The following is a 20,090-nucleotide window of genomic DNA, read 5'->3' on the forward strand; positions in this document are numbered from 1 at the left end:
GCGGGGGCTTGCTCGGCCGACCGGTGCCCGGCTGTCGCCGACGTGCGGAGGGCTGGTGTGTCCGTTCGCTGCTGGGCAGCCGTCGAAAGCTGAGCTGCCAGTGCCGGTCCGCCGAGCGCCGCCCCGCCGAGCGCCGCCCCGCCGAGCTGCGCCGCCCCGCCCTGCAGACTCGGTGACGACGCGCCGCCCTGCCGACGTGCCGGGGCTGGCGCGGCCGCTCGCTGCCGGGCCAGCCGCCGAGCGGCACCTCGCCGCCGCACCGAGGCCGACGTGGCCGACCGCCGAGCCGCCCAGTCGCCGAGCGGCACCTCGCCGCCCCACCGAGGCCGACGTGGCCGACCGCCCAGACGCCCAGTCGCCGAGCGCTGTCCGCCCCGCCGGAGCCGCCGACCCGTCGCCCGCCGTGTCGCTCCCCGCAGGCACCCCGGGCCCTCAGCGCTTCCCCGCCCGCCCGTACGACTGCGCCGGAACCGTACGCTGATCGCCCGGACCGGAGGCCCGCAGTGCCGTCCAGTCGAGGCGCAGGATTGCCAGGTCGTCCGTGTGGCGCTCGGCGTTGAGGCCGCGGACCCGGCCGATCAGCTGGTCGAGATGCTTGCCGGGGTCCGCCTCCCGTGTCTCGTCGAGGATGCGCAGCAGCCCGTCGACCCCGAGCCGCGCCCCGGCATCGCCCTCGTAGCCCTCGATCAGGCCGTCGGTGTATGCGATCAGCGCGCCGTCCGGCGGCAGCGGCACGGTCGTCGACGGCCACTGCCCGAGGCCGGGCACGATGCCGAGGGCGATGCCGTGCGGTGCGGCCACGACCTCGGCGCCGGCGGGGCCGACGAGCAGTGGCTCGTGATGGCCCACCAGGTGCAGGGTGACCGTGGCCGTCGCCGGGTCGAGGGTGATGAGCGTGCAGGTGGTGAAGAGGTCACTGCCGGTGCGCTCCGCCGTGTGGATCTGCTCCAGCAGATGCAGCAGCCGGCGGCCGCGGTGCCCGCCCAGCGTCAGCGCCCGCCAGGCGATCCGCAGACAGACGCCGAGGGCGGCGGCGTCCGGTCCGTGCCCGCTGACGTCGCCGATGATGGCATGGACCTGCCCGTCGTCGGTCTGTACGACGTCCAGGAAGTCGCCGCCGAGCAGCGCCTGTTCCCGCCCGGGGAGATAGCGGCTGGTGGCCGTGACGGAGGCCGTGGACAGGATCGGCGTGGGCAGCAGGCCACGCTCCAGACGGGCGTTCTCCTGGGCGCGCAGCCGGCCGACCTGCAGGTCCGCGCTGGCCCGCTCCGCCTGCTTGCGCTGGACGGCGTACCGCACGGCCCGCTGCAGGAGGTCCGCGTCGACCTTGCCCTTGACGAGGTAGTCCTGGGCACCGGCGGCCAACGCGTCCACGCCCGCGTGCGACTCGGCCAGGCCGGTGAGCACGATGACCGCGGCGTGCGTGTCCGTCCGCTGGATCGCCTCGACCGTGCCGAGGCCGAGCGCGTCGGGCAGGTGCAGGTCGAGCAGCACGCAGTCGAAGTGACGTGCCATGAGCTGGACGCGTGCCTCGGCGAGCGTCCGGCAGCGCACGAGGGTGTGCGGGAGTTCCGTGTCGTACAGCAGTTCCTCGACCAGCAGGGCATCGCCGTCGTCGTCCTCGACCAGCGCGATGCGGTAGTGCGTCTCCTGCTCGACGGCTGACTCTGTCACGTATGGGCCTCTCGCGCGCCGTCCGCCGCGGCGGAATGCTCAACGGGAAGGGTGAACACGACACGGGTACCGGCCGTGTGATCGGGGTCGATCCAGATGGTTCCGCCGTGGAATTCCACGACCTTCTTGCACATGGCCAGTCCGATTCCGGTGCCCGGATAGGCGTCCCGGGTGTGCAGCCGCTGGAAGAGGACGAAGACCTTCTCCTGGAACTCCGGGTCGATTCCGATGCCGTTGTCGGTCACGGCGAATTCCCAGAGGCCGTCGTCGGTGGTGCGGGCACTGATCCGGATGTCCGGGGACCGGTCGGGCCGACGGAACTTGATGGAGTTCGACAGCAGGTTCTGCCAGAGCATGCCCAGTTGGGTCGCGTCACCGACGACCTTCGGCAGCGGATCGTGCGTGATCTCCGCGCCGCTCTCCTCGATCGCCACGCCGAGGTTGTCCAGCGTGCGGCCGACGACGTCCTCCAGGTCGACCTCCTCGTGGTCGTTGAGCACCCGTCCCACCCGGGAGAACGCGAGCAGGTCGTTGATCAGGACCTGCATACGGTTGGCCCCGTCGACGGCGAACGCGATGTACTGGTCGGCCCGCTCGTCGAGTTGCCCGCCGTACCGCCGCTGCAGCAGCTGGGTGAAACTGGAGACTTTCCGCAGCGGCTCCTGCAGATCGTGGGAGGCGACATAGGCGAACTGCTCCAGCTCGGTGTTGGAGCGTTGCAGATCGGCCGCCTGCTCATCGAGCAGTTGGCGTGACTTCTCACTGAATTCGAGTTCCTCCAGCAACCGCCCGCGCATCGATTCCACGTCGGAGCCCAACTGCCGCAGATCGGCGGGGCCGCTGACGGCGATGGGCTGGTCGAAACGGCCCTTGGCCACCTCCCGCGCCGTGTGCCCGAGCTGGCTCAGCGGAGTGGTTATCCCGCGCCGCAGCGCCTCGAAGACCAGCGCGGCGACCAGCACGATGACCAGCGCGATCCCTGTGAACGTCCAGTTGCGCAGACTCGTGGCCCGCCGCAGCTCACGAGACGCGGCCGCCCGTTCCTGCTCCAGATGCGTCTGCTGCGCGGTCAGCGCCCGGCGCAGGGCGTCGAAACCGGCCTTGCCCTCCTCCGCCCGGGACGAGGCCAGCGACACGGCACGGTCCGGGGCGGCGTTCGCGATGGGCACGGCGACGCGGTTCTGCCACCGCTCCGACAACTGCCGTACGGTCGCCAGCTCCTCACTGGCCCGCGGGTCGTCCGCCAGGAGCGCCCCCAGCCGCCGCAGCGCCTCCTTCTCCTCGGTCACCCCCCGGCCGTACGGCTGGAGGAAGTCCCGTTGTCCGGACAGGCCGTAACCGCGTACGCCGGTCTCCTGGTTGACCAGTGCGGTCTCCAGCCGTATCGCGTACGTCAGCGCGGGCAGCCGCCGGTCCATGATCTGGTCGGTCAGCTGGGACGTCCGCGTCATCGCCCACGTGCCCAGCGAGCCGAGCACGGCCAGGACGGTCAGCGTGACGGCGACGCTCACCCGCAGCCAGCGGCGGGTGGTCCAACCGACGGTGACGTTGCGGGCGCCGGGCGGCTGCTCGGTCCTCACGGCGTGCTGAACTCCTTCGCCTGTGACAGGGCCGCGTCGAGGGCCCATGCGGAACGCACCTTACCCACGTCCGACAACAGCTGTTGTCGTGCCATGTGACGGCCCCTTAGGGTAGTGCCATGTCTGCCTCCCACTTCTCTCTGCCCAGGACTGAAGGGGAGATGACCGATCTCGTCACCGAAGCGGTCGACGAACTCGCCCTTCGCTGTGCCCAGTACGCGCTCCCGAGGGGCGGTCCGGACGACCCGGCAGGCTCGGCGCGACACGACGCCCTCCCCCAACTGCACGTGCTGGTTCAGGTGGAGCGGGCGGCCCTGACCACCAGCGGCACCTCACGTCATACCCCTTGCGTCCCCCGGAGTTCACAGCCATGTCCGTCCCCGCCCCCACCCGCCCCTACGACGTGCTGCTGGTCGAGGACGACATCGCCGACGCGATGCTCATCCGGGACGCCCTGACCGAGCGCGGCGCCCGCAACCTCACCCAGGTCGCCGACGGCATCGAGGCCCTGGAGTATCTGCGCGACCCGGCGAACCAGCGCCCCGACCTGATCGTCCTCGACCTCAACATGCCCCGCATGAACGGCCGGGAGTTCCTGGCCGTGGTCAAGGAGGACGCCGATCTGCGCACCATTCCCGTGGTGGTGCTGACCACCTCCTCGGCGCCCGACGACGTCTCCGGCGCGTACCGCCACCACGCGAACGCCTATGTGACCAAGCCGGTCAACCTGGAGGAGTTCGAGGAGGCGGTACGCAGCATCGACACGTTCTACCTGGACGTGGCGGTGAAGCCGCCGCGGATGTGACACCCGGCGGCAGCCGCTCACTGACGGCTCTCCGTCACCACCCGGATATCTCCCTGCACGGCTCTGGGAACCTCTGCCGCGCATCGTTACCCTCCGCCCATGATGTCCACGGTTGTGTGGGGTACCGGCAATGTCGGCCGCGCGGCCATCCGTGCCGTCGACGCGCATCCGTCGCTCGGCCTCGCGGCCGTGCTGGTCGCCGACCCCGCCAAGGTCGGCCGGGACGCGGGCGAACTGAGTGGACTGGGCCGCCCCCTGGGCGTCCCGGCGACCGACGACGTCTCCGCGGTGCTCGCCACCGGCCCCCGCGCGGTGGTGTACGCGGCCTCCGGGGACGTACGACCCGACGAGGCCCTGCGGGACATCGAACGGGCCGTCCGGGCCGGGGCGGTCGTCGTCACCCCGTCCGTCTACGGGATGTACGACCACCGGAGCGCCCCGCCCGAGATCAGGGAGCCGCTGCTGGAGGCCGTCGCGGCCGGTGGCGGATCCCTGTTCGTCTCCGGCGTGGACCCCGGCTGGGCGAACGACACCCTGCCCCTGCTGATCACCGGCCTCGGCTCGCGGATCGACGCGGTGCGCTGCCAGGAGATCTTCGACTACGCCACGTACGACCAGGAGGACTCGGTACGGCACCTGGTCGGCATGGGGCATCCGATGGACTACCAGCCGCCGATGCTCGCCGAGGGCGTGCCGACGATGGTGTGGGGCGGGCAGCTGCGGATGATGGCCAGAGGCCTGGGCGTGGAACTGGACGGGATACGGGAGACCTTGCAGCGGCGCCCGCTGGAGGCCACCGTCACCACGCCCACCATGGGCGAGTTCGCGGCCGGTACGCAGGGAGCGGTGCGCTTCGAGGTGCAGGGCGTCGTCGGCGGACGGCCCCGTATCGTGGTCGAGCACGTCACCCGCATCCACGCCTCCTGCGCCCCGGACTGGCCGCGGGCCGCGGGCGGCGGCGCCGGAGCGCACCGGGTCGTGATCGAGGGCCGCCCCCGTGTCGAGGTCACCGTCGAGGCGAGCGACGAGGGCGGGAACCGGTCGGCGGGCGGCAACGCCACCGCTGCCGGCCGGCTGGTCAACGCCATCGACTGGCTCGCCGAGGCGGGGCCCGGCCTCTATGACGCACTCGACGTCCCGCTGCGCCCCGCGGCAGGCCGACTGGGAAGGACCGACCCGTGACCCTGCGCATCGACATCCCCGAGGGAGCGGACCCCGTCCCGTACGTGTGGGGCGAGCTGGTCCCCGAGATCGGCGCGGCGGCGTCGAACTTCTCGCTGGCCGTGTACGCCCACACGACCCTGGGCCTGCGCGAGTTCGAGGCGGCGCGGCTGCGCGTCGCCCGGATCAACGGCTGCGCCTTCTGCCTGGACTGGCGCACCGAACGCGACGGGCAGAAGGTGGAGGACGACTTCGCGGAGGCGGTCACCGCCTGGCGCACCACGGACGCCTTCGACGAACGCACCCGCCTGGCCGCCGAGTACGCCGAGCGCTACGCCCTGGACCACCACGGCCTCGACGAGGACTTCTGGAGCCGGATGACGGCCCACTACAGCCAGGCGGAGATCGTGGAACTCAGCATGAGCATCGGCTCTTGGCTGGTGTTCGGCCGGCTCAACCATGTGCTGGGGCTGGACAGTGTCTGCGCCCTGCCCCAGCGTTGAGGCGGTTCAGAGGTCGGCGGCGATGATCTCGTCGATGTTCCGTTCGGCGAGCGCCGTGATGGTGACGAAGGGGTTCACGCTCGTGTTGCCCGGGATGAGCGCCCCGTCGATGACGTAGAGGCCGGAATGGCCGTGCAGGCGGCCGTAGTTGTCCGTCGCCTTGTTCAGCACCGCGCCGCCCAGGGGATGGTAGGTGAGGTGGTCGCCCCAGATCTTGTACGCGCCGAAGAGGTCGGTGCGGTAGATCGTGCCCTCTTTCGCGTTGATCCGGTCGAATATCGACTTGGCCATGGTGATGGACGGCTGCTTCCAGGACGTCCGCCAGTTGAGTTCCACCTTTCCGCTCGCCGGGTTCCACGAGAACTCCGCGCGGTGCGGATTCCTGGTGATCGACAGATAGAAGGAGGCGTACGTCTCGATTCCGGTGGGCAGCGGCGCGACCTCGGCGAATGCTCCGCCCGCGGCCCAGTTGTCGATACCGGCGGTGGGAATCGCGGACTGCAGGGCGCCGGTCGGATCCCACATGTGGTTGGCCCGCCCGCACATCACGTTGCCGTTGTCGCCCCAGCCCTTGCCGATCTCGCCGTTCAGGCCCGGCAGCGCGCCGATTGCCTTCAGCCGGACCAGAAGCTTGCTGGTGCCGACGCTTCCGGCGGCGAAGAACACGCGGCCCGCGGTCACCGTTTTCGTGGTCGCGACGGCGCCGCCGGTGTCGAGTTGCTCCATGCCGACCGTGTAGCCGCCGGAGGCGGCGGGAGCGACGGAGACGACCCTGTGCAGCGCCGAGACGGTCACCTTTCCGGTGGCCCGGGCCCGGGCGAGATAGGTCTGCTGGAGCGTCTTCTTGCCGTGGTTGTTGCCGTAGAGGATCTCTCCGGCCAGCGCCGATTTCGGGACCGTACCGGCGGCCTCCTGCTTCATGTAGTCCCAGTCGTAGACGTCCGGGACGAAGACGAAGGGGAACCCGGAACGCTGGGCGTGTCTGCGGCCCACGCGGGCGTACTGGTAGCAGGCGGTCGTCTCGAACCACGCCGGGTCGATGGTGCTGACGCCGAGTTCGGCGTTGGCGCGCGGGTAGTACACGTCGTACATCTCGTCGGCGTCGACGGACGGCAGCACGGCGCCGAAGTTCTCGCGCTGCGGCGTCACGGCCATGCCGCCGTTGACGAGTGATCCGCCGCCGACTCCGCGTCCCTGATAGACCGTGATCCCGCCCATTTCCTCGGCATCGAGAATGCCGGTGTAGCGGGGCACGTCCTTGTCGAGCGGATAGCCAAGGAAGGTGCTGAGGGGTTGTTTGGTTCTGGTGCGCAGCCAGAACGACCGATAGTCGGGACTGGTCGTGTTGGCGAAGATCTTTCCGTCCGGACCCGGGGTGTCCCAGGCCATTCCCATGTCGACCATATGCACTGCGACACCGGCCTGCGCGAGCCGGAGAGCGGCGACCGAGCCGCCGTATCCGGTGCCGATCACGAGGACCGGAATCCGCGCGCCCGGTTCGATGACGGCGGTGTTCTGTTGCCGGGCCGCCAGGGACGGAGAGTTGTGGCCGCCGATCACAGCCGCGCCCGTAATGACACTGGTTCCAGCGATGAATCGGCGGCGGGAGATTCCGCTTGGTGGGGGTTTGATCTGGAGGTCAGCGCTCATACGGCACTCCTCGTTTTCGAGTGGATCGAAACGGGTTCTACTGCCGTCGGCATGCGAAGTCACGACATACCTATAGGTAACTTTTCGCGCCCACCTCCCGACGCCCCGTCTTTCCTTGCGCACCCGTTCGACCCCGCCGCAGGCGTCGCGGCCCGCTCCTCGCCGAGCAAGGTCAACGCCGGTGCCCGGCCCTGGAAGGGCGCCTTCGACCGGATGATGGGCAGAAGGAAAGCCATCAAGCTGATGGGCGCCTGGTCGGCCGTGATCCGCGACCACACCAACAGCAACGCCCCGCTCCAGACCGGCTGGGCGGGCTCCTCCTGGCCCAAGGCCGCCGAGATCATCAAGTACACCTACCCGGGCGGCTGGGCGAACTCCGGCCGCTTCGCCACCCTGCTCCGCACCGTCTGCCTCCCCGAGGTCATCAACGGCTCGAACTCCCACGGCAACGGGGAGCTGTCGATGATGGAGGCCGCGATCGGCACCTACGGCATCTCGGCCATCTCCCAGGTCGCCGAGACCAGCCGCATCCAGGGCCAGGACCTCTACTGACCTGGCGCAACCGCCCGTCCGGCAGCAACAACCTCTTCGTGGCCCGGGAGACCCTCACGCATGACCCGCCCCGACCCGCCGCCGGGGCGGGCGGACCGCACCGGCCGCCCGCCCCCTGGCACGCACGTCAGGAGATGCGATGCACGCGCTGGGTCGTCAGCTCGTAGCGGGCGCCCACGATGGCGAGTTCACCGGACCTCACCTTGGCCGCCAGGTCGGGCTCGGCGGCGAGGCGGGACCGGACCAGCCGTATGTTCGCGTCGATGCTCGCGTCGACGCGGGCGTCACCCTCCTTGGTGTGGTCGATGGCCGGGCTGATCTCGTCGGCCAGGTACTGGATGTGGGCCGGCAGCCGCTCCCCGGACTCCTCCGCCGCGACGGCGGCCCCCACGGCACCGCAGGACTGGTGGCCGAGGACCAGGACCAGCGGTATGGCCAGTTCGAGGACCCCGAAGGCGATGCTGCCGAGCACGGCCTCGTCCAGGACCTCACCGGCGCTGCGCACCGTGAGCAGGTCGCCGAGCCCCTGGTCGAAGACCAGCTCCGGGGGGACGCGGGAGTCGACGCAGCTGAGGATCACCGCGAACGGATGCTGACCCGACGTCAGCGCCTGCCGGACGGCCGGTGTCTCGTCCGGGTGCCGCTCCCGGAAGGTGCGCCAGCGCCGATTGCCCGCCTCCAGCGCGCGCAGGGCCTGCGCGGGGGTGCTGGGGCGGTGGTGCGGCGCTGCGGTGACTGCGGACGCGGGGGAGGCGTCGAGGGCGAGGCCGGCACCGAGCGCCGCGGCGCCGGTCAGAGCGGCGCGCAGAAGGCCACGGCGGGCGGGCGCCGCCGTGGCGGACGAGGTCGGCTCAAGGCCGGTGCCTCTGAGGAGGGTGTCATCGAGGTTCACGGCCATGAACGTATGCCTGGGGCGGAGCCGCCGGGTTCACGATACTGAATCATGGTCTGGCATGGTGAATTCATGGCCAGGGGTTGATCCGTCCTTGGCGGACACGAGGGACGGACTTGGCCCGACGTCTCCGAGCGATCCGGGGCGCATGATCCCTCTTTCGTGTCGTCGCTGTCGCCCACGCGTGCGTACGGCCCGCCGACGCCCTGGCAGCACCTGAGAATCATCCAGGTCGGGAGCCGGCGAGCCGGTGCCGCGATACCCGCGCGATCACAGGAGACACGGATGGACTACTACGCCCTCGGCACCCACACCCGTCCGGTGACGACCTCGTCCCCCGAAGCCCAGCTGTGGTTCGACCGCGGCCTGATCTGGACGTACGCCTTCCACCACGAGGAGGCCGTCTCCTGCTTCGAGGCCGCCGCGGCCGCCGACCCGGACTGCGCCATGGCCCACTGGGGCATCGCCTACGCCCTCGGCCCCAACTACAACAAACCCTGGGAGGCCTTCGACGCCCAGGAACTGGTCCGCACCGTCGACCGCACCCACGCCGCCGTGGAACGCGCCCACGAGAAGTCGGCCGACGCCACGCCCGTCGAACGCGCCCTGATCGAGGCCCTGCGCGCCCGCTACCCGCGGTCGGAGGCCGTCGAGGACTGCTCGGTGTGGAACGAGCCCTACGCCGACCGTATGCGCGCGGTGTACGACCTCGCCCCCGACGACCTCGACATCGCCACCCTGTACGCCGACGCCCTGATGAACCTCACGCCCTGGCAGCTGTGGGACATCCGCACCGGAGAGCCCGCCGAGGGCGCCCGCACCCCGGAGGCCAAGGCCGTCCTCGACCGGGCGATCGCCACCGAGGACGGGGCACGGCATCCCGGCGCGCTGCACCTGTACATCCACCTGATGGAGATGTCCGCCACCCCCGAATCGGCCCTGACCGTCGCCGACCGGCTGCGCGGCCTGGTGCCCGACGCCGGGCACCTTCTGCACATGCCCTCGCACCTGGACGTCCTGTGCGGCGACTACCGGCGCGTCGTCGCGGGCAACAGCGACGCGATCGCCGCCGACGAGAAGTTCCTCGCGCGCTCCGGCGCGATGAACTTCTACACCCTGTACCGGTCGCACAACTACCACTTCAAGATCTACGGCGCGATGTTCCTCGGCCAGTCCCGGACCGCCCTGGAGACCGCCGCCAAGCTGGAAGAGACCATCACGGAGGAACTGCTGCGGGTGCAGAGCCCGCCCATGGCCGACTGGCTGGAGGGCTTCCTCGCCATGCGGGTCCACGTCCTGATCCGCTTCGGCCGCTGGACGGACATCCTGGAGCTGCCCTTCCCCGAGGACGCGCAGCTCTACTGCGTGACCACCGCGATGCTCCACTACGCCCGCGGCATCGCCCTCTCCGCGACCGGCCGGATCGACGAGGCCGAGGCCGAACGGCTGCTGTTCCGCGAGGCCGCCGCCCGGGTCCCGCAGTCCCGCACCCTGTTCAACAACACCTGTGTCGACATCCTCGCCGTCGCCTCGGAGATGCTCGACGGCGAGCTGGAGTACCGCAAGGGCAACCACGCCGAGGCCTTCGCCGCGCTGGAACGGTCGATCGAACTCGACGACAGCCTGCCCTACGACGAGCCCTGGGGCTGGATGCAGCCCACCCGCCACGCCTACGGCGCCCTGCTCCTCGAACAGGGCCGGGTCGCCGAGGCCGAGGCGGTCTACCGGGCCGACCTCGGACTCGACGAGACCCTGCCCCGCCCCTTGCAGCACCCCGGCAACGTCTGGTCCCTGCACGGTTTCCACGAGTGCCTGATGCGGCTGGGCAAGACGGCGGAGGCCGGGATCGTGGCGCAGCAGCTGAAGATCGCCGCTGCCCTGGCGGACGTACCGATCGAGTCGTCCTGCTACTGCCGCATGGGGCGGCCCGCCGAGCCCGCGCAGTGACTCAGGCGATGGTGAGCCGGTACCGCAGTGGGGACCTCCCGGTGATCAGGACGCGGATGCCGTCGGGCGTGAGGGAGCCGTTCATCCACGAGTAGCGTTCCCCCGCGTCGACGACGGGTGGCTGCTTGCCGCCCGCGCCGTTGCCCGGCCCGAACACGATCCGGTCGTCACCGACGGTGTACGCGGCCTCCCCGCTCACCAACTGGTAGGTGTCGGCCTGCCCCGCCACGGGCGTGAGCCCGTCGCCGGTCAGCGAGCCGCCGCGCCGGAAGCACAGCTCCAGCGCGAGCGGCACCGCCGACTGCGACACGTCGAAGTCCAACTGCCAGCCGCCACCGGCGATGTGCCGCACCAGCACCTCGGTGCGCAGGGTCCGCCACTCCTTGGGACGGTGCGGGAAGTCCATCGCCGACCAGAACCGCCCGTCGTCGGAGAGCGGATAGTCGCCGTCGGCCCGGCGGTGCTGGGGCGGCAGCGGCTGGTGGAACGCGGCCCGCACCTCGGCGTGCAGCCGCCAGCCGCCGTCCACCCGCTGCAGCCCCTCGGCGCGGAAGTGCCCCAGGGAGAAGAACTGCGGCGACAGCCGCAGCGAGTCCAGGATCGCCGCCCCCTTGCGCATCTTGAAGAACGTCGGATTGGTGGACAGCCCCGAGGAAATCGCCTGCTCTTCGGGGAAGTCGGTGCCGCCGAAGATCGTCGCGGTGTCCGTGCCACGCCGCACCCGGACCAGTCGGCAGTCGGTGTCGTGATGCACGAACTCCTCGGGAAGCGGGGCGGCTTCGGGCAGCGGCCGGGCCAGCTCCGGCCGGTCCAGCACCTCCGCCAGCCGGTCGCCGAGCGGCGTCTCGCCGAACGTCTGCTCCGTGCCGCGCTCGTGCAGCAGCGCGGCCACCGCGGCGAACCGCCCGTCGCCGTCGCGGATCGCCATCTCCCGGTACTGGAGCCAGAACTCCGGCAGGTAACGCAACGCCGTCTGGTCCTGGCGCCGCGAATGCACGCTCTCCACCTCGCCGTTGGGCTCGATGACGAAGAGAGTGGCCTTCAGGTTGGCCCGCACATGGTCGTACAGATCTGTACGACCATAGTGGCGGGCCAGTGTCAGCAGCGCCGGGTTGGTGACGACGGCCGAGTAGGTGGGGCTGCGTTCGCTGTACTCGCCGCCCGGCAGTCGGTCGATGCCCTCCGCCAGCCAGGCGTCGATGCGCCGCGCGTACGCCGGGTCGGGCCAGCGGCGGTGGATCCGGGCGAGCGCGGAGCACACCAGCCAGCGGTGGTTGGCCGTGTGGACGCCCCCGTGCGCGAGCCCCGGGCCCGCCTTGCGCAGCACCCCCGCGACGGTCCGGCGCACGCCCTCGGTCGCCCGGTGCCCGTCCCGCTCCAGCAGGGCGTACGCCAGGTTCAGATCGACCACCGAGAAGGCGGTGTCCGGCGGCGAGTGCACGGCCCCCTGGTCGTACAGGCCGTCGTCGTACTGCTCCGCCGCGAGCACGTCGGCCAGCTCACCCAGCGGCCCGAGCAGGTCGCGGGCGTGGTGGTACGCCGAGTCCTCGTGGACGTAGACGGAGGTGAACGTCCGCAGCGCGCGGGCGGCGGCCCGCGCCCGGCCCCGGTCGCGCAGGTCGGTGACGGTGTCGCCGTACGTCGTGCGCAGCTCGGCGGCCCGCCGGTCGGCGGTCTCGGTCAGCAGGGACATGAAGGCGGCGTCCGTACGCGATCCGGCCGCGGCGGGCGCGCCGCTGATCCCGGTGGCCGCGGCGGCCGTCGCGGTCGTGGCGAGGAAGGTTCTACGGGCGATCATGCGCTCTCCTGTCGTACGTCGACGGCGGTCAGAGCCAGGGCCAGCGGCCCCGGCGCGAGAAGGGCCAGCGGCAGCAGCATCCATCCGCACAGCACGGCCGCGGCGAGAGCGAGCAGGACCAGGCCGCTCCCGCCCGGATCCCGTACGGCGTCCCGGGCCGCCTCGCGCACGGCCGCGGGCCAGTCGGTGAGCGAGGCCGGCCGGGCGCACGCGCGCAGTCCCACGACCGTCGCGCCCGCCCCGATCGCCCCCGCGAGCACGGCGAACAGCCGCGCCCCCGGCAGCCCGGCCCCCGCCAGCGCCAGATCCGCGACCAGCAGCAGCACCCCGGCGAGGAGCACTGCCCCGGCGGCCAGATCCCCGCCCCGCAGCCGCTGCCGCAGCAGGGCGAAGTACCGCCCGGCCGTGGCGGGCCGGTCCTCGCGTACGCCGCGCAGCACCGCGCACGCCGTGGACAGCGCCGCCGGTACGGTCACCAGCGGCAGACACGCCACGGTCGTCGCCAGGCCCACGCTGAGCACATCCGCGAACAGCGTCGCGCGGGGACCGAACAGCTCGCCCGGCTCCCGGGGCGTGCGCACGCTCATCCCTTGACCCCCGAACTGGCCATGCCCTCCACCAGGAACCGCTGGAAGGCCAGGAAGAACAGCACGATCGGCAGCAGCGCGATCACCGACATCGCGAACATCGGACCGAACGACGACTGGCTGGAGGCGTCCACGAACGTCCGCAGCGCCAGCGTCAGCGTGAACTTCTCCGGCGAGAAGAGGTAGATCAGCTGGGTGAAGAAGTCGTTCCAGGTCCAGATGAAGGTGAAGATCGCCGTGGTGATCAGCGCGGGCCGGGTGAGCGGCAGGATCACCAGGAAGAAGCTGCGGAACGGACCGCAGCCGTCGATGCGCGCCGCCTCCTCCAGCTCGCGCGGCAGCCCGCGCATGAACTGCACGATCAGGAAGACGAAGAAGGCCTCCGTCGCCAGGAACTTGGGCAGGATCAGCGGCCAGTAGGTGTTCACCATGCCGAGCTGGTTGAAGATGATGTACTGCGGGATCAGCACCGCGTGGTGCGGCAGCATGATCGTGGCGATCATGAACGCGAACAGCGGGCCCCGGAAGCGGAACCGCAGCCGCGCGAAGGCGTACGCGGCCAGCGAGCACGACAGCACGTTGCCGACGACCGCGCCGCCCGCGATCAAAAGGGAGTTGCCGAGCAGCCGGGCCACGGAGACGTCGTTGACGCCGTCCAGGGCGGTGGAGTAGTTCGACCACTCCAGGCGGCTCGGCAGCAGCCGCAGGCTGGCGATCACCTCGTCCGCGGGCTTGAGCGAGGTCGCCAGCAGCCAGGCCAGCGGGTACAGCATCACCAGCAGGGCGGCCAGACAGCCGACGTGCAGCGCCACACGACGCCACGGAACAGAGTTGCGGACGGCGGGAGTTGCCGTAGTCATCGGTCCCCCTCGGAGGCGTAGAAGACCCAGGAGCGCGAGGTGCGGAACAGCACGGCCGTGACCGCGCCGATGACGATCAGCAGCACCCAGGCCATGGCCGAGGCGTAGCCCATGTGGGAGGCGACGAAGCCGCGGTCGTAGAGGTAGAGCGTGTAGAAGAGGGTCGAGTCTGCCGGTCCGCCCTTGCCCGCGCTGACCGCGAAGGCCGGGGTGAAGACCTGGAAGGCCTGGATGGTCTGCAGGACGAGGTTGAAGAACAGCACCGGCGACAGCATGGGGATCGTGATGTGCGCGAACTGGCGCCAGCGGCTCGCCCCGTCGACGGCGGCCGCCTCGTACAGCTCGCCGGGTATCTGCAGCAGTCCCGCGAGGAAGATGACCATCGGCGCGCCGAACTGCCACACCGTCAGCAGCGCGACCGCGAACAGCGCCCAGCCCGGCTTGTTGACCCAGCCGCCGGTGCCGAACAGGTTGTCCACGGTGCCGCCGTCGTTGAAGATCGCCCGCCAGACCAGGGCGATCGACATCGAGGCGCCCAGCAGCGAGGGCGCGTAGAAGGCCGAGCGGTAGAAGGCCCGGCCGCGGCGCATCGACTTCAGCGCGAGCGCCACGGTCAGGGCGAGCGCGAGCTGCAGCGGTACGGCGACGACGACGTACGTCAGCGTCGCGACCACCGAACGCCAGTAGCGCGGGTCCTCGGTGAACATCTGCGTGTAGTTGCGCAGGCCCACCCAGCTCGGCGGGTTGAACAGGTCGTAGTCGGTGAACGACAGGTACAGCGAGACGGCCATCGGCAGCAGCGTCAGCACGCACGCGCCGAGCACCCAGGGGGACAGGAACACCCAGGCGGCGCCCTCGCGTCGGCGGCGCGCGGGCCTGCCCGGCACGGCAACGCGCTTCGGGGGTGCGGCCGTCGGCACTTCCGTGGTGGTCATGACCTCAGCTCCGCCTTCGCCTCGGTGATGTAGTTCTCGGCCGCCTCGCGGGGCGACATCCGCTCGTACGAGACCTGGTCGTAGTCCCGCTGGAAGGTCGTCTGCAGGGCGCTGTCGCCCGAAGGCGGCGCCTGCGGCGGGGCGTTGAGCTTGCCTTCGACGGTGGCCTGGTACTCGTAGATGACCTTGTCGAAGTCCGTGAGGTCGGGGGCGATCTCCTCGCGCAGGGTCTCGTTCACCGGCATGCTGCGCGTCGCGCCGAGGACGCGTGCGGCGCCCGGGTCGTTGAGCATGAAGTCGATCAGCCGGGCCGCCTCCTCGGGATGCTCGGTGTTGGCGGCGATGCCCATGAACATCGACGGCTTGAAGTACTGGCCGGGCGTGCCGTCCTCGCCGGACGGCATCGGCGCGAGCGTCACGCCCTCGCCGACCAGGGCGACGAAACCGCTTGCGGGCGCGTCCCAGTTGATGTCCACGATGGCCTTGCCGCGGCCCAGCGGGGTGTTCTCCACGGTGCCGTCGAGCTGGGTGGTCTGCTCGGCGGGGGAGACCACACCCTCCTGGCGGAGCCGGTCGGTGAAGGTCCACCAGCGCGTCAGGTCGTCGGCGGTGAAACCGAGTCCGCCGTCCTCGGTGTAGAGGTCCTTGCCCTGACCGCGCAGCCACACCTCGAAGGCGTCCTCGCTCTGCCCCGGATCGGTGGCCGCCGGCGCGCCCGTCTTCTCGGCCAGGGCCCGCATCGCGTCGGCCCACTCGCGCCACGTCCACGCCCCGCTCGGCAGCGGAACGCCGGTCGCCTTCCACTGCTCGGCGTCGTAGATCACCGCCTCGGTGCCGCGCCCCTGCGGAACGGCGTACAGCCTGCCGTCCGACGCGCCGGTGGCCAGCAGGCCCGCGTCGATCTCGTCGGTCCGCAGCACGGACCTCTGACGGCCGAGGTCGTAGAGCACACCGCCCGACGCGTACTGGTCGATCATGCGGTAGTCGAGCTGCATCACATCGGGGGCGTCGCCGCCGGCGGCCTGCGTGGCCAGCTTCTGCTTGTAGGTGTCGTAGCCGGAGAACGACGACTGCACCTCGATGCCGGGGAACTTCTTCTCGAAGAGCCCGATCGCCTCCTCGGTCCTGGCCGCCCGGTCCGGATTGCCCCACCAGGTGTAGCGCAGCACGACCTTGCCGCCGCTGCTGCCCGACTCGGTCCCACCCGAGCAGCCGGACAGCACCGCGCACAGTGCGAGCACGACCGCCGTGACACAGGACCTCCTCGTCCTGTTTCCGGGCATGCGGGTCACCCCTCTCCAGACTGTAGAAAGCGCTTGCGCCCTTCTGGGACCCTAGGGACGTCCGGATGTCACGACAAGACCCGCGCACGCATCATCGGAACGAAAGGCTCCGCATGCCCCTGGACCCCGCGCCCCGACGCCGCTGTGCCGTGGTGGGCCTCGGCGCCCGCGCCCGGCTCCACACCCAGGCGCTCACCGGCCCGCACGCCGACCGGGCCGAACTCGTGGCGTTCTGCGACGTCAACGCGCACCGCATGGCCGTGCACAACGCATGGATCGCGCCCGCCGGGGCGGTCCCGGCGTAACGGGCCGAGGACTTCGACGAGATGCTGCGCCCCGAGCGGATCGACCTCGTGGTGGTGTGCACGGTGGACCGCACGCACGACGAGTGCATCGTGCGCGCCCTGGAGACGGGCTGCGACGTCGTCACCGAGAAACTGATGACGACGGACACCGACCGCGCCCGCCGTATCCCGGACGCCGGGCGGCGCACCGGCGGCCGAGGGTGACCCCTTCGCCCTGCGCCTCGCCGACGAACCGCTGCTCAAGTCCCTCTACCTGGACGCCGAGTCGGAGGACGGCTACCACCGCGACCAGAACGTCTTCGCGCCGGGCGTGACCATCGAGGACGACATGGCGGTCCTCGTCCGCTACGACTCCGGCGCCACCCTGACGTACCACCTCACCGCCTACGCGCCCTGGGACGTCAGCACCGGCACTCACACACACCGGTAGCGGGGCGACACCCGCATCGTCGACCGGCCGCTGTCCCGGAAGGAGTTCCTCGCGCCCGTCGACCAGGGCCTGTCCGGCGGATCGGGCAGCTCCAAGGGGCGGTGTCTCATCAGCGCGGATCGGCGTGCCAAGCCCCGCGATCCCGGCATGATCCGCCGCACAGGCCCTTGGCGGCGGCGTCGGATCATCCGGTCGCCGGGCGCCCGCGCCCTGCCGGTGATCCGACGCCCAGGACGCCGAGCATGGCCCGGGTCGCCGGGCTGGGGTTGAAACGGCTCCACGCCAGATACTCGACCCGGCGCGGGCCGTCGACCACCGGGACCAGCGCCAGTTCCGGATCGTCGGCGGCCAGCGGGCGGATGTACGCCGACGGCATCAGCGCGATGCCGAGTTCCCGGCCGATCAGCCGGGTCATCAGCTCCACGACGGCGGCCTCGTAGGCGACGTCGCGGACCAGGCCGGCGGCGGTGAACGCCTGGTCGGACTGGGCCCGGGCGGGTGTCCCGGCCGCGAAGTCCACGAAGGTCTCCCCGGCGATCTCCTCCAGCGTGACCCGGGGCGCGCCCGCGAGCCGGTGCCCGGTCGGCACCACCAGCACATGCCGGTCGTGATCGAGCACGACGCTCTCCACCCCGGCCGGCCGTTCGCCCTCCGGCAGGCCGAGGAAGGCGATGTCCAGGTCGCCCGCGCGGATCGCCGTCACCAGGTCGTCGCTGCGGCCGGAGCGCAGGGCGACGCGGACCTCAGGGTGCTGGGCGCGGTACCGCTGGAGCAGCTCGGGTACGTCCACCGCGGCCGCCGTCACGATCACCCCGACGGCGAGCCGCCCGCGTACCACGCCGGTCGCCGCGGCGGCGTCGGCGGCCGCGCGCTCGGCGGCGGCCAGGCACTCACGGGCACCGGCGACAAATGCCGCTCCGGCACTGGTCAGTTCGACGCGGCGGCTGGACCGGGCGAAGAGCTGGACCCCCAGCTCGCGTTCCAGACCGGCGATCCGGTGGCTGAGCGAGGACTGCACCACCGAGCAGCGCTCGGCGGCGCGGGTGAAGTTACGGGTTTCGGCGAGGGCGACGACGTAGCGCATCTGCTGCAGATCCACACATCCATCGTTGTCGTTCATGGCTGCCATGACAAGGATGCTTTGGACTCATGGCACCGGGGATCGAGACTTCCTCGCATGGAGACTCTGACCGAGCGGTCACCGGGCCCGCCGCGGACCGCGTCCGCGCAGCGGATGGCGACCGTCGCACTGACCGCGCTCGCCCCGGCGGCCTGGGGCACCACGTACGCCGTGACCACGGAACTGCTCCCGCCCGGGCATCCGCTGTTCGCCGGGCTGATGCGTGCCCTGCCCGCCGGGCTGGTGGGGCTGGCGCTCACCCGGGTGCTCCCGCGCGGGGACTGGTGGTGGAAGGCCGTGGTCCTCGGCGTGCTCAACATCGGCGCGCTGTTCCCCCTGCTGTTCCTGGCGGCCGAACGGCTCCCCGGCGGGGTCGCCGCCACCCTCGGCGCCACCCAGCCGCTGCTGGTCGCCGGGCTGGCCATCGCGGTGCTGCACGACCGGCCGACGGCCTGGCGGTGGACCTGGGGTGTGCTCGGCGCGCTCGGCGTCGGACTTGTCGTGCTCGGACCGCAGGCACGGCTGGACGCCGTCGGGATCCTCGCGGGCCTCGGCGGTACGGCCGCGATGGCCGCCGGGGTCGTCCTCACCAAGCGCTGGGGCCGCCCCGCGGGGGTGGGGGCCCTGACCCTGGCGGGCTGGCAACTGACGGCGGGCGGACTGCTGCTGCTCCCTCTCGCCCTCGCGATCGACGGGGTGCCGCAGCGGATCGACGCCGCGGCGGCCGGAGGCTACCTGTGGCTCGGCAGCATGGGTGGGCTGATCGCGTACACGCTGTGGTTCCGCGGGATCGGGCGGCTGCCCGTCGGCGCGTCGGCACCGCTGGTCCTGCTGTCCCCGCTGGTCGCGACGGTCGTCGGCATCGGGCTGGGCGAGTCGCTGAGCCTGCTGCAGTCCCTCGGTTTCGTCGTCGCCCTGACCGCGTTGCTCGCCGCGCAGTTCAACTCCCCGATCCCGCGCGGCCGCGTCGCGCGTGGTGGGCCTGTGGGAGACCACCTCCGAGAGGAGCGGATTCGATGACGACAGGTTCGATGAGGACAGGTTCGATGAGGACAGGTTTCATGGAGACCGGTTCTAGGGCGACCCGCAGGACGATCGCCGTGCTCGGTGCCACCGGCATGGTGGGCAGCCGGGTGATCGACGAGACCCGTGCACGCGGGCACCGGGTGCTCGCGCTGTCCCGGAAGCCCGCGAGCGACGACCCGAACGTGACGCCGGTCGCGGTCGACGCGAACGACCCGCACGCCCTGCGTGAGGCGCTGGCGGGCCCCGCGGCCCACGGCGCCGTCCCGGACGCCGTCGTGGTGACCGTCCGGACCTTCCCGGCCGACCAGGAGTTCCTGGTCGGTACGACCCGTACCGTGCTGGACATCGCGGCTCCACGGGGTATACGGGTCCTTGTGGTCGGTGGCGCCGGTGCCTTGCGCAGCCCCGGCGACGGGGATCTGCTGGTCGCCGACAACGCCGCATACGTGCCCGCCGAGTACCGGGCCGTCGCCGTCGCCGGGGTCGCCCAGTTGCGGGCCTGCCGGGCCCACGGCGGCGCGGACTGGGTGTACCTGAGCCCGCCGGCCCTGCTCGAACCCGGTGAACGCACCGGCCGCTACCGGCGCGGCACCGACACCCTGCTCACCACCGCCGACGGCCGGTCGTGGATCAGCGCCGAGGACCTGGCCGTCGCCGTGGTCGACGAACTGGACGACCCCGGTCCCGAGCGCCACATCACGGTGGTCCACCAGGACGCGGAGCCCGATGGTTCCGGCCGGGAGGGGTCCCCGACGGACGCTGTCAGCCTGTCCCCATGAAGCGTTGGCAGTCAGCGATCGGACTCGTGTTGTGCTTGTCGGCCATGCAGCAGGCCAACACCCTGTCCTACCCGGCGTTCTGGAACGACGTCGGCCTGCTCGGGTTCATCTTCTTCCTCGTGATGCTGTGCATCGGACCGAGGGGGCTGAGAAGGAAGCGGGGAGACGCCCGGGAACAGGATGTCCAACGGCCCCATGACGGT

General features: G+C 71.3%; 19 protein-coding genes and 1 pseudogene. 10 read left to right on the top strand and 10 right to left on the bottom strand.

Features of this window, described 5'->3' with window-relative positions; genetic code table 11:
- Nucleotides 1-432: 432 nt before the first annotated feature.
- Both KWI83_RS03295 and KWI83_RS03300 read right to left on the bottom strand, forming a co-directional pair.
- Nucleotides 433-1,674, bottom strand: a complete 1,242-nt coding sequence (locus tag KWI83_RS03295; protein WP_218512673.1) for a PP2C family protein-serine/threonine phosphatase — start codon at nt 1,672-1,674, stop codon at nt 433-435.
- A complete protein-coding gene (locus KWI83_RS03300; protein ID WP_256361739.1) occupies nt 1,671-3,125 on the bottom strand; it encodes an ATP-binding protein in 1,455 nt (484 codons plus the stop codon). The genes KWI83_RS03295 and KWI83_RS03300 overlap by 4 nt, the downstream gene beginning before the upstream one ends.
- A gap of 499 nt (nt 3,126-3,624) precedes the next feature.
- Here KWI83_RS03300 and KWI83_RS03305 point away from each other — a divergent pair, with 499 nt between their 5' ends.
- The 3 genes from KWI83_RS03305 (at nt 3,625) to KWI83_RS03315 (ending at nt 5,723) form a co-directional block, all read left to right on the top strand.
- Entirely contained in the window at nt 3,625-4,059 is a 435-nt protein-coding gene (locus KWI83_RS03305) for a response regulator (protein ID WP_218512675.1), read from the top strand.
- Between the two features lie 99 nt (nt 4,060-4,158).
- Complete coding sequence (locus KWI83_RS03310) at nt 4,159-5,241, top strand: dihydrodipicolinate reductase (RefSeq protein ID WP_218512676.1); 1,083 nt, start codon at nt 4,159-4,161, stop codon at nt 5,239-5,241.
- Between the two features lie 2 nt (nt 5,242-5,243).
- The gene (locus KWI83_RS03315) at nt 5,244-5,723 is read left to right on the top strand and encodes a carboxymuconolactone decarboxylase family protein (protein ID WP_218512742.1); all 480 of its coding nucleotides are present in this window, start codon (nt 5,244-5,246) and stop codon (nt 5,721-5,723) included.
- A 6-nt stretch (nt 5,724-5,729) separates the two neighbouring features.
- Here the strand turns inward: KWI83_RS03315 and KWI83_RS03320 are convergent, their stop codons facing one another.
- Nucleotides 5,730-7,373, bottom strand: coding sequence for a GMC oxidoreductase (locus KWI83_RS03320; protein ID WP_218512677.1), 1,644 nt, complete (start codon nt 7,371-7,373; stop codon nt 5,730-5,732).
- Nucleotides 7,374-7,424: 51 nt separating this feature from the next.
- Between KWI83_RS03320 and KWI83_RS03325 the strand changes: the two are divergent.
- Nucleotides 7,425-7,922, top strand: a pseudogene (locus KWI83_RS03325) (hypothetical protein); the annotation flags it as partial.
- Nucleotides 7,923-8,052: 130 nt separating this feature from the next.
- Here the strand turns inward: KWI83_RS03325 and KWI83_RS03330 are convergent.
- Complete coding sequence (locus tag KWI83_RS03330; RefSeq protein WP_308121973.1) at nt 8,053-8,817, bottom strand: carbonic anhydrase; 765 nt, start codon at nt 8,815-8,817, stop codon at nt 8,053-8,055.
- 285 nt (nt 8,818-9,102) lie between these two features.
- Here KWI83_RS03330 and KWI83_RS03335 point away from each other — a divergent pair, with 285 nt between their 5' ends.
- Nucleotides 9,103-10,764 carry a hypothetical protein gene (locus KWI83_RS03335; protein ID WP_218512679.1) on the top strand — a complete coding sequence of 554 codons (1,662 nt, stop codon included), beginning with the start codon at nt 9,103-9,105 and terminating at the stop codon, nt 10,762-10,764.
- Between the two features lies 1 nt (nt 10,765).
- Here KWI83_RS03335 and KWI83_RS03340 read toward each other — a convergent pair whose 3' ends face one another.
- Genes KWI83_RS03340 through KWI83_RS03360 form a run of 5 tightly spaced genes read right to left on the bottom strand, consistent with a single transcriptional unit; the run spans nt 10,766 to nt 16,227 of the window.
- Nucleotides 10,766-12,562 carry a hypothetical protein gene (locus KWI83_RS03340; RefSeq protein WP_256361623.1) on the bottom strand — a complete coding sequence of 599 codons (1,797 nt, stop codon included), beginning with the start codon at nt 12,560-12,562 and terminating at the stop codon, nt 10,766-10,768.
- The gene (locus KWI83_RS03345; RefSeq protein ID WP_218512680.1) at nt 12,559-13,149 is read right to left on the bottom strand and encodes a hypothetical protein; all 591 of its coding nucleotides are present in this window, start codon (nt 13,147-13,149) and stop codon (nt 12,559-12,561) included. The genes KWI83_RS03340 and KWI83_RS03345 overlap by 4 nt, the downstream gene beginning before the upstream one ends.
- Nucleotides 13,146-14,009: a carbohydrate ABC transporter permease gene (locus KWI83_RS03350; protein ID WP_218512681.1), complete on the bottom strand. Its 864-nt coding sequence runs from the start codon at nt 14,007-14,009 to the stop codon at nt 13,146-13,148. Before KWI83_RS03350 ends, KWI83_RS03345 begins: the two co-directional genes overlap by 4 nt.
- Nucleotides 14,006-14,944, bottom strand: coding sequence for a carbohydrate ABC transporter permease (locus tag KWI83_RS03355; RefSeq protein WP_218512682.1), 939 nt, complete (start codon nt 14,942-14,944; stop codon nt 14,006-14,008). The genes KWI83_RS03350 and KWI83_RS03355 overlap by 4 nt, the downstream gene beginning before the upstream one ends.
- Nucleotides 14,941-16,227, bottom strand: a complete 1,287-nt coding sequence (locus KWI83_RS03360) for an ABC transporter substrate-binding protein (RefSeq protein ID WP_218512683.1) — start codon at nt 16,225-16,227, stop codon at nt 14,941-14,943. Before KWI83_RS03360 ends, KWI83_RS03355 begins: the two co-directional genes overlap by 4 nt.
- 113 nt (nt 16,228-16,340) lie before the next feature.
- On the opposite strand from KWI83_RS03360, the gene KWI83_RS38085 reads away from it, so the two are divergent.
- On the top strand, nt 16,341-16,532 hold the full coding sequence (locus KWI83_RS38085; RefSeq protein ID WP_256361624.1) for a hypothetical protein: 192 nt from the start codon (nt 16,341-16,343) through the stop codon (nt 16,530-16,532).
- Between the two features lie 21 nt (nt 16,533-16,553).
- Entirely contained in the window at nt 16,554-16,736 is a 183-nt protein-coding gene (locus tag KWI83_RS38090) for a Gfo/Idh/MocA family oxidoreductase (protein ID WP_256361625.1), read from the top strand.
- Between the two features lie 410 nt (nt 16,737-17,146).
- On the opposite strand, the gene KWI83_RS03370 is transcribed toward KWI83_RS38090, so the two are convergent.
- Nucleotides 17,147-18,061: a LysR family transcriptional regulator gene (locus KWI83_RS03370; RefSeq protein WP_218512744.1), complete on the bottom strand. Its 915-nt coding sequence runs from the start codon at nt 18,059-18,061 to the stop codon at nt 17,147-17,149.
- A 78-nt stretch (nt 18,062-18,139) separates the two neighbouring features.
- On the opposite strand from KWI83_RS03370, the gene KWI83_RS03375 reads away from it, so the two are divergent.
- The 3 genes from KWI83_RS03375 to KWI83_RS03385 all read left to right on the top strand — a co-directional run.
- Nucleotides 18,140-19,102, top strand: a complete 963-nt coding sequence (locus KWI83_RS03375) for an EamA family transporter (protein ID WP_218512684.1) — start codon at nt 18,140-18,142, stop codon at nt 19,100-19,102.
- A gap of 41 nt (nt 19,103-19,143) precedes the next feature.
- Complete coding sequence (locus tag KWI83_RS03380) at nt 19,144-19,887, top strand: NAD(P)-dependent oxidoreductase (RefSeq protein WP_218512685.1); 744 nt, start codon at nt 19,144-19,146, stop codon at nt 19,885-19,887.
- The coding region (locus KWI83_RS03385) for a hypothetical protein (RefSeq protein ID WP_218512686.1) at nt 19,884-20,090 on the top strand (207 nt) is incomplete at its 3' end. The genes KWI83_RS03380 and KWI83_RS03385, both read left to right, overlap by 4 nt.

The organism is Streptomyces sp. TRM70350 (genome assembly GCF_019219825.1).
GTDB lineage: Bacteria > Actinomycetota > Actinomycetes > Streptomycetales > Streptomycetaceae > Streptomyces.

Bases quoted from the DNA above. Each gene is read 5' to 3' on its own strand.
- KWI83_RS03300 (WP_256361739.1), bottom strand. From the start codon at position 3,125: ATGACGCGGACGTCCCAGCTGACCGACCAGATCATGGACCGGCGGCTG.
- KWI83_RS03305 (WP_218512675.1), top strand. From the start codon at position 3,625: ATGTCCGTCCCCGCCCCCACCCGCCCCTACGACGTGCTGCTGGTCGAG.
- KWI83_RS03310 (WP_218512676.1), top strand. From the start codon at position 4,159: ATGATGTCCACGGTTGTGTGGGGTACCGGCAATGTCGGCCGCGCGGCC.
- KWI83_RS03320 (WP_218512677.1), bottom strand. From the start codon at position 7,373: ATGAGCGCTGACCTCCAGATCAAACCCCCACCAAGCGGAATCTCCCGC.
- KWI83_RS03335 (WP_218512679.1), top strand. From the start codon at position 9,103: ATGGACTACTACGCCCTCGGCACCCACACCCGTCCGGTGACGACCTCG.
- KWI83_RS03340 (WP_256361623.1), bottom strand. From the start codon at position 12,562: ATGATCGCCCGTAGAACCTTCCTCGCCACGACCGCGACGGCCGCCGCG.
- KWI83_RS03345 (WP_218512680.1), bottom strand. From the start codon at position 13,149: ATGAGCGTGCGCACGCCCCGGGAGCCGGGCGAGCTGTTCGGTCCCCGC.
- KWI83_RS03350 (WP_218512681.1), bottom strand. From the start codon at position 14,009: ATGACTACGGCAACTCCCGCCGTCCGCAACTCTGTTCCGTGGCGTCGT.
- KWI83_RS03355 (WP_218512682.1), bottom strand. From the start codon at position 14,944: ATGACCACCACGGAAGTGCCGACGGCCGCACCCCCGAAGCGCGTTGCC.
- KWI83_RS03360 (WP_218512683.1), bottom strand. From the start codon at position 16,227: ATGCCCGGAAACAGGACGAGGAGGTCCTGTGTCACGGCGGTCGTGCTC.
- KWI83_RS38085 (WP_256361624.1), top strand. From the start codon at position 16,341: ATGCCCCTGGACCCCGCGCCCCGACGCCGCTGTGCCGTGGTGGGCCTC.
- KWI83_RS38090 (WP_256361625.1), top strand. From the start codon at position 16,554: ATGCTGCGCCCCGAGCGGATCGACCTCGTGGTGGTGTGCACGGTGGAC.
- KWI83_RS03375 (WP_218512684.1), top strand. From the start codon at position 18,140: ATGGAGACTCTGACCGAGCGGTCACCGGGCCCGCCGCGGACCGCGTCC.
- KWI83_RS03380 (WP_218512685.1), top strand. From the start codon at position 19,144: ATGGAGACCGGTTCTAGGGCGACCCGCAGGACGATCGCCGTGCTCGGT.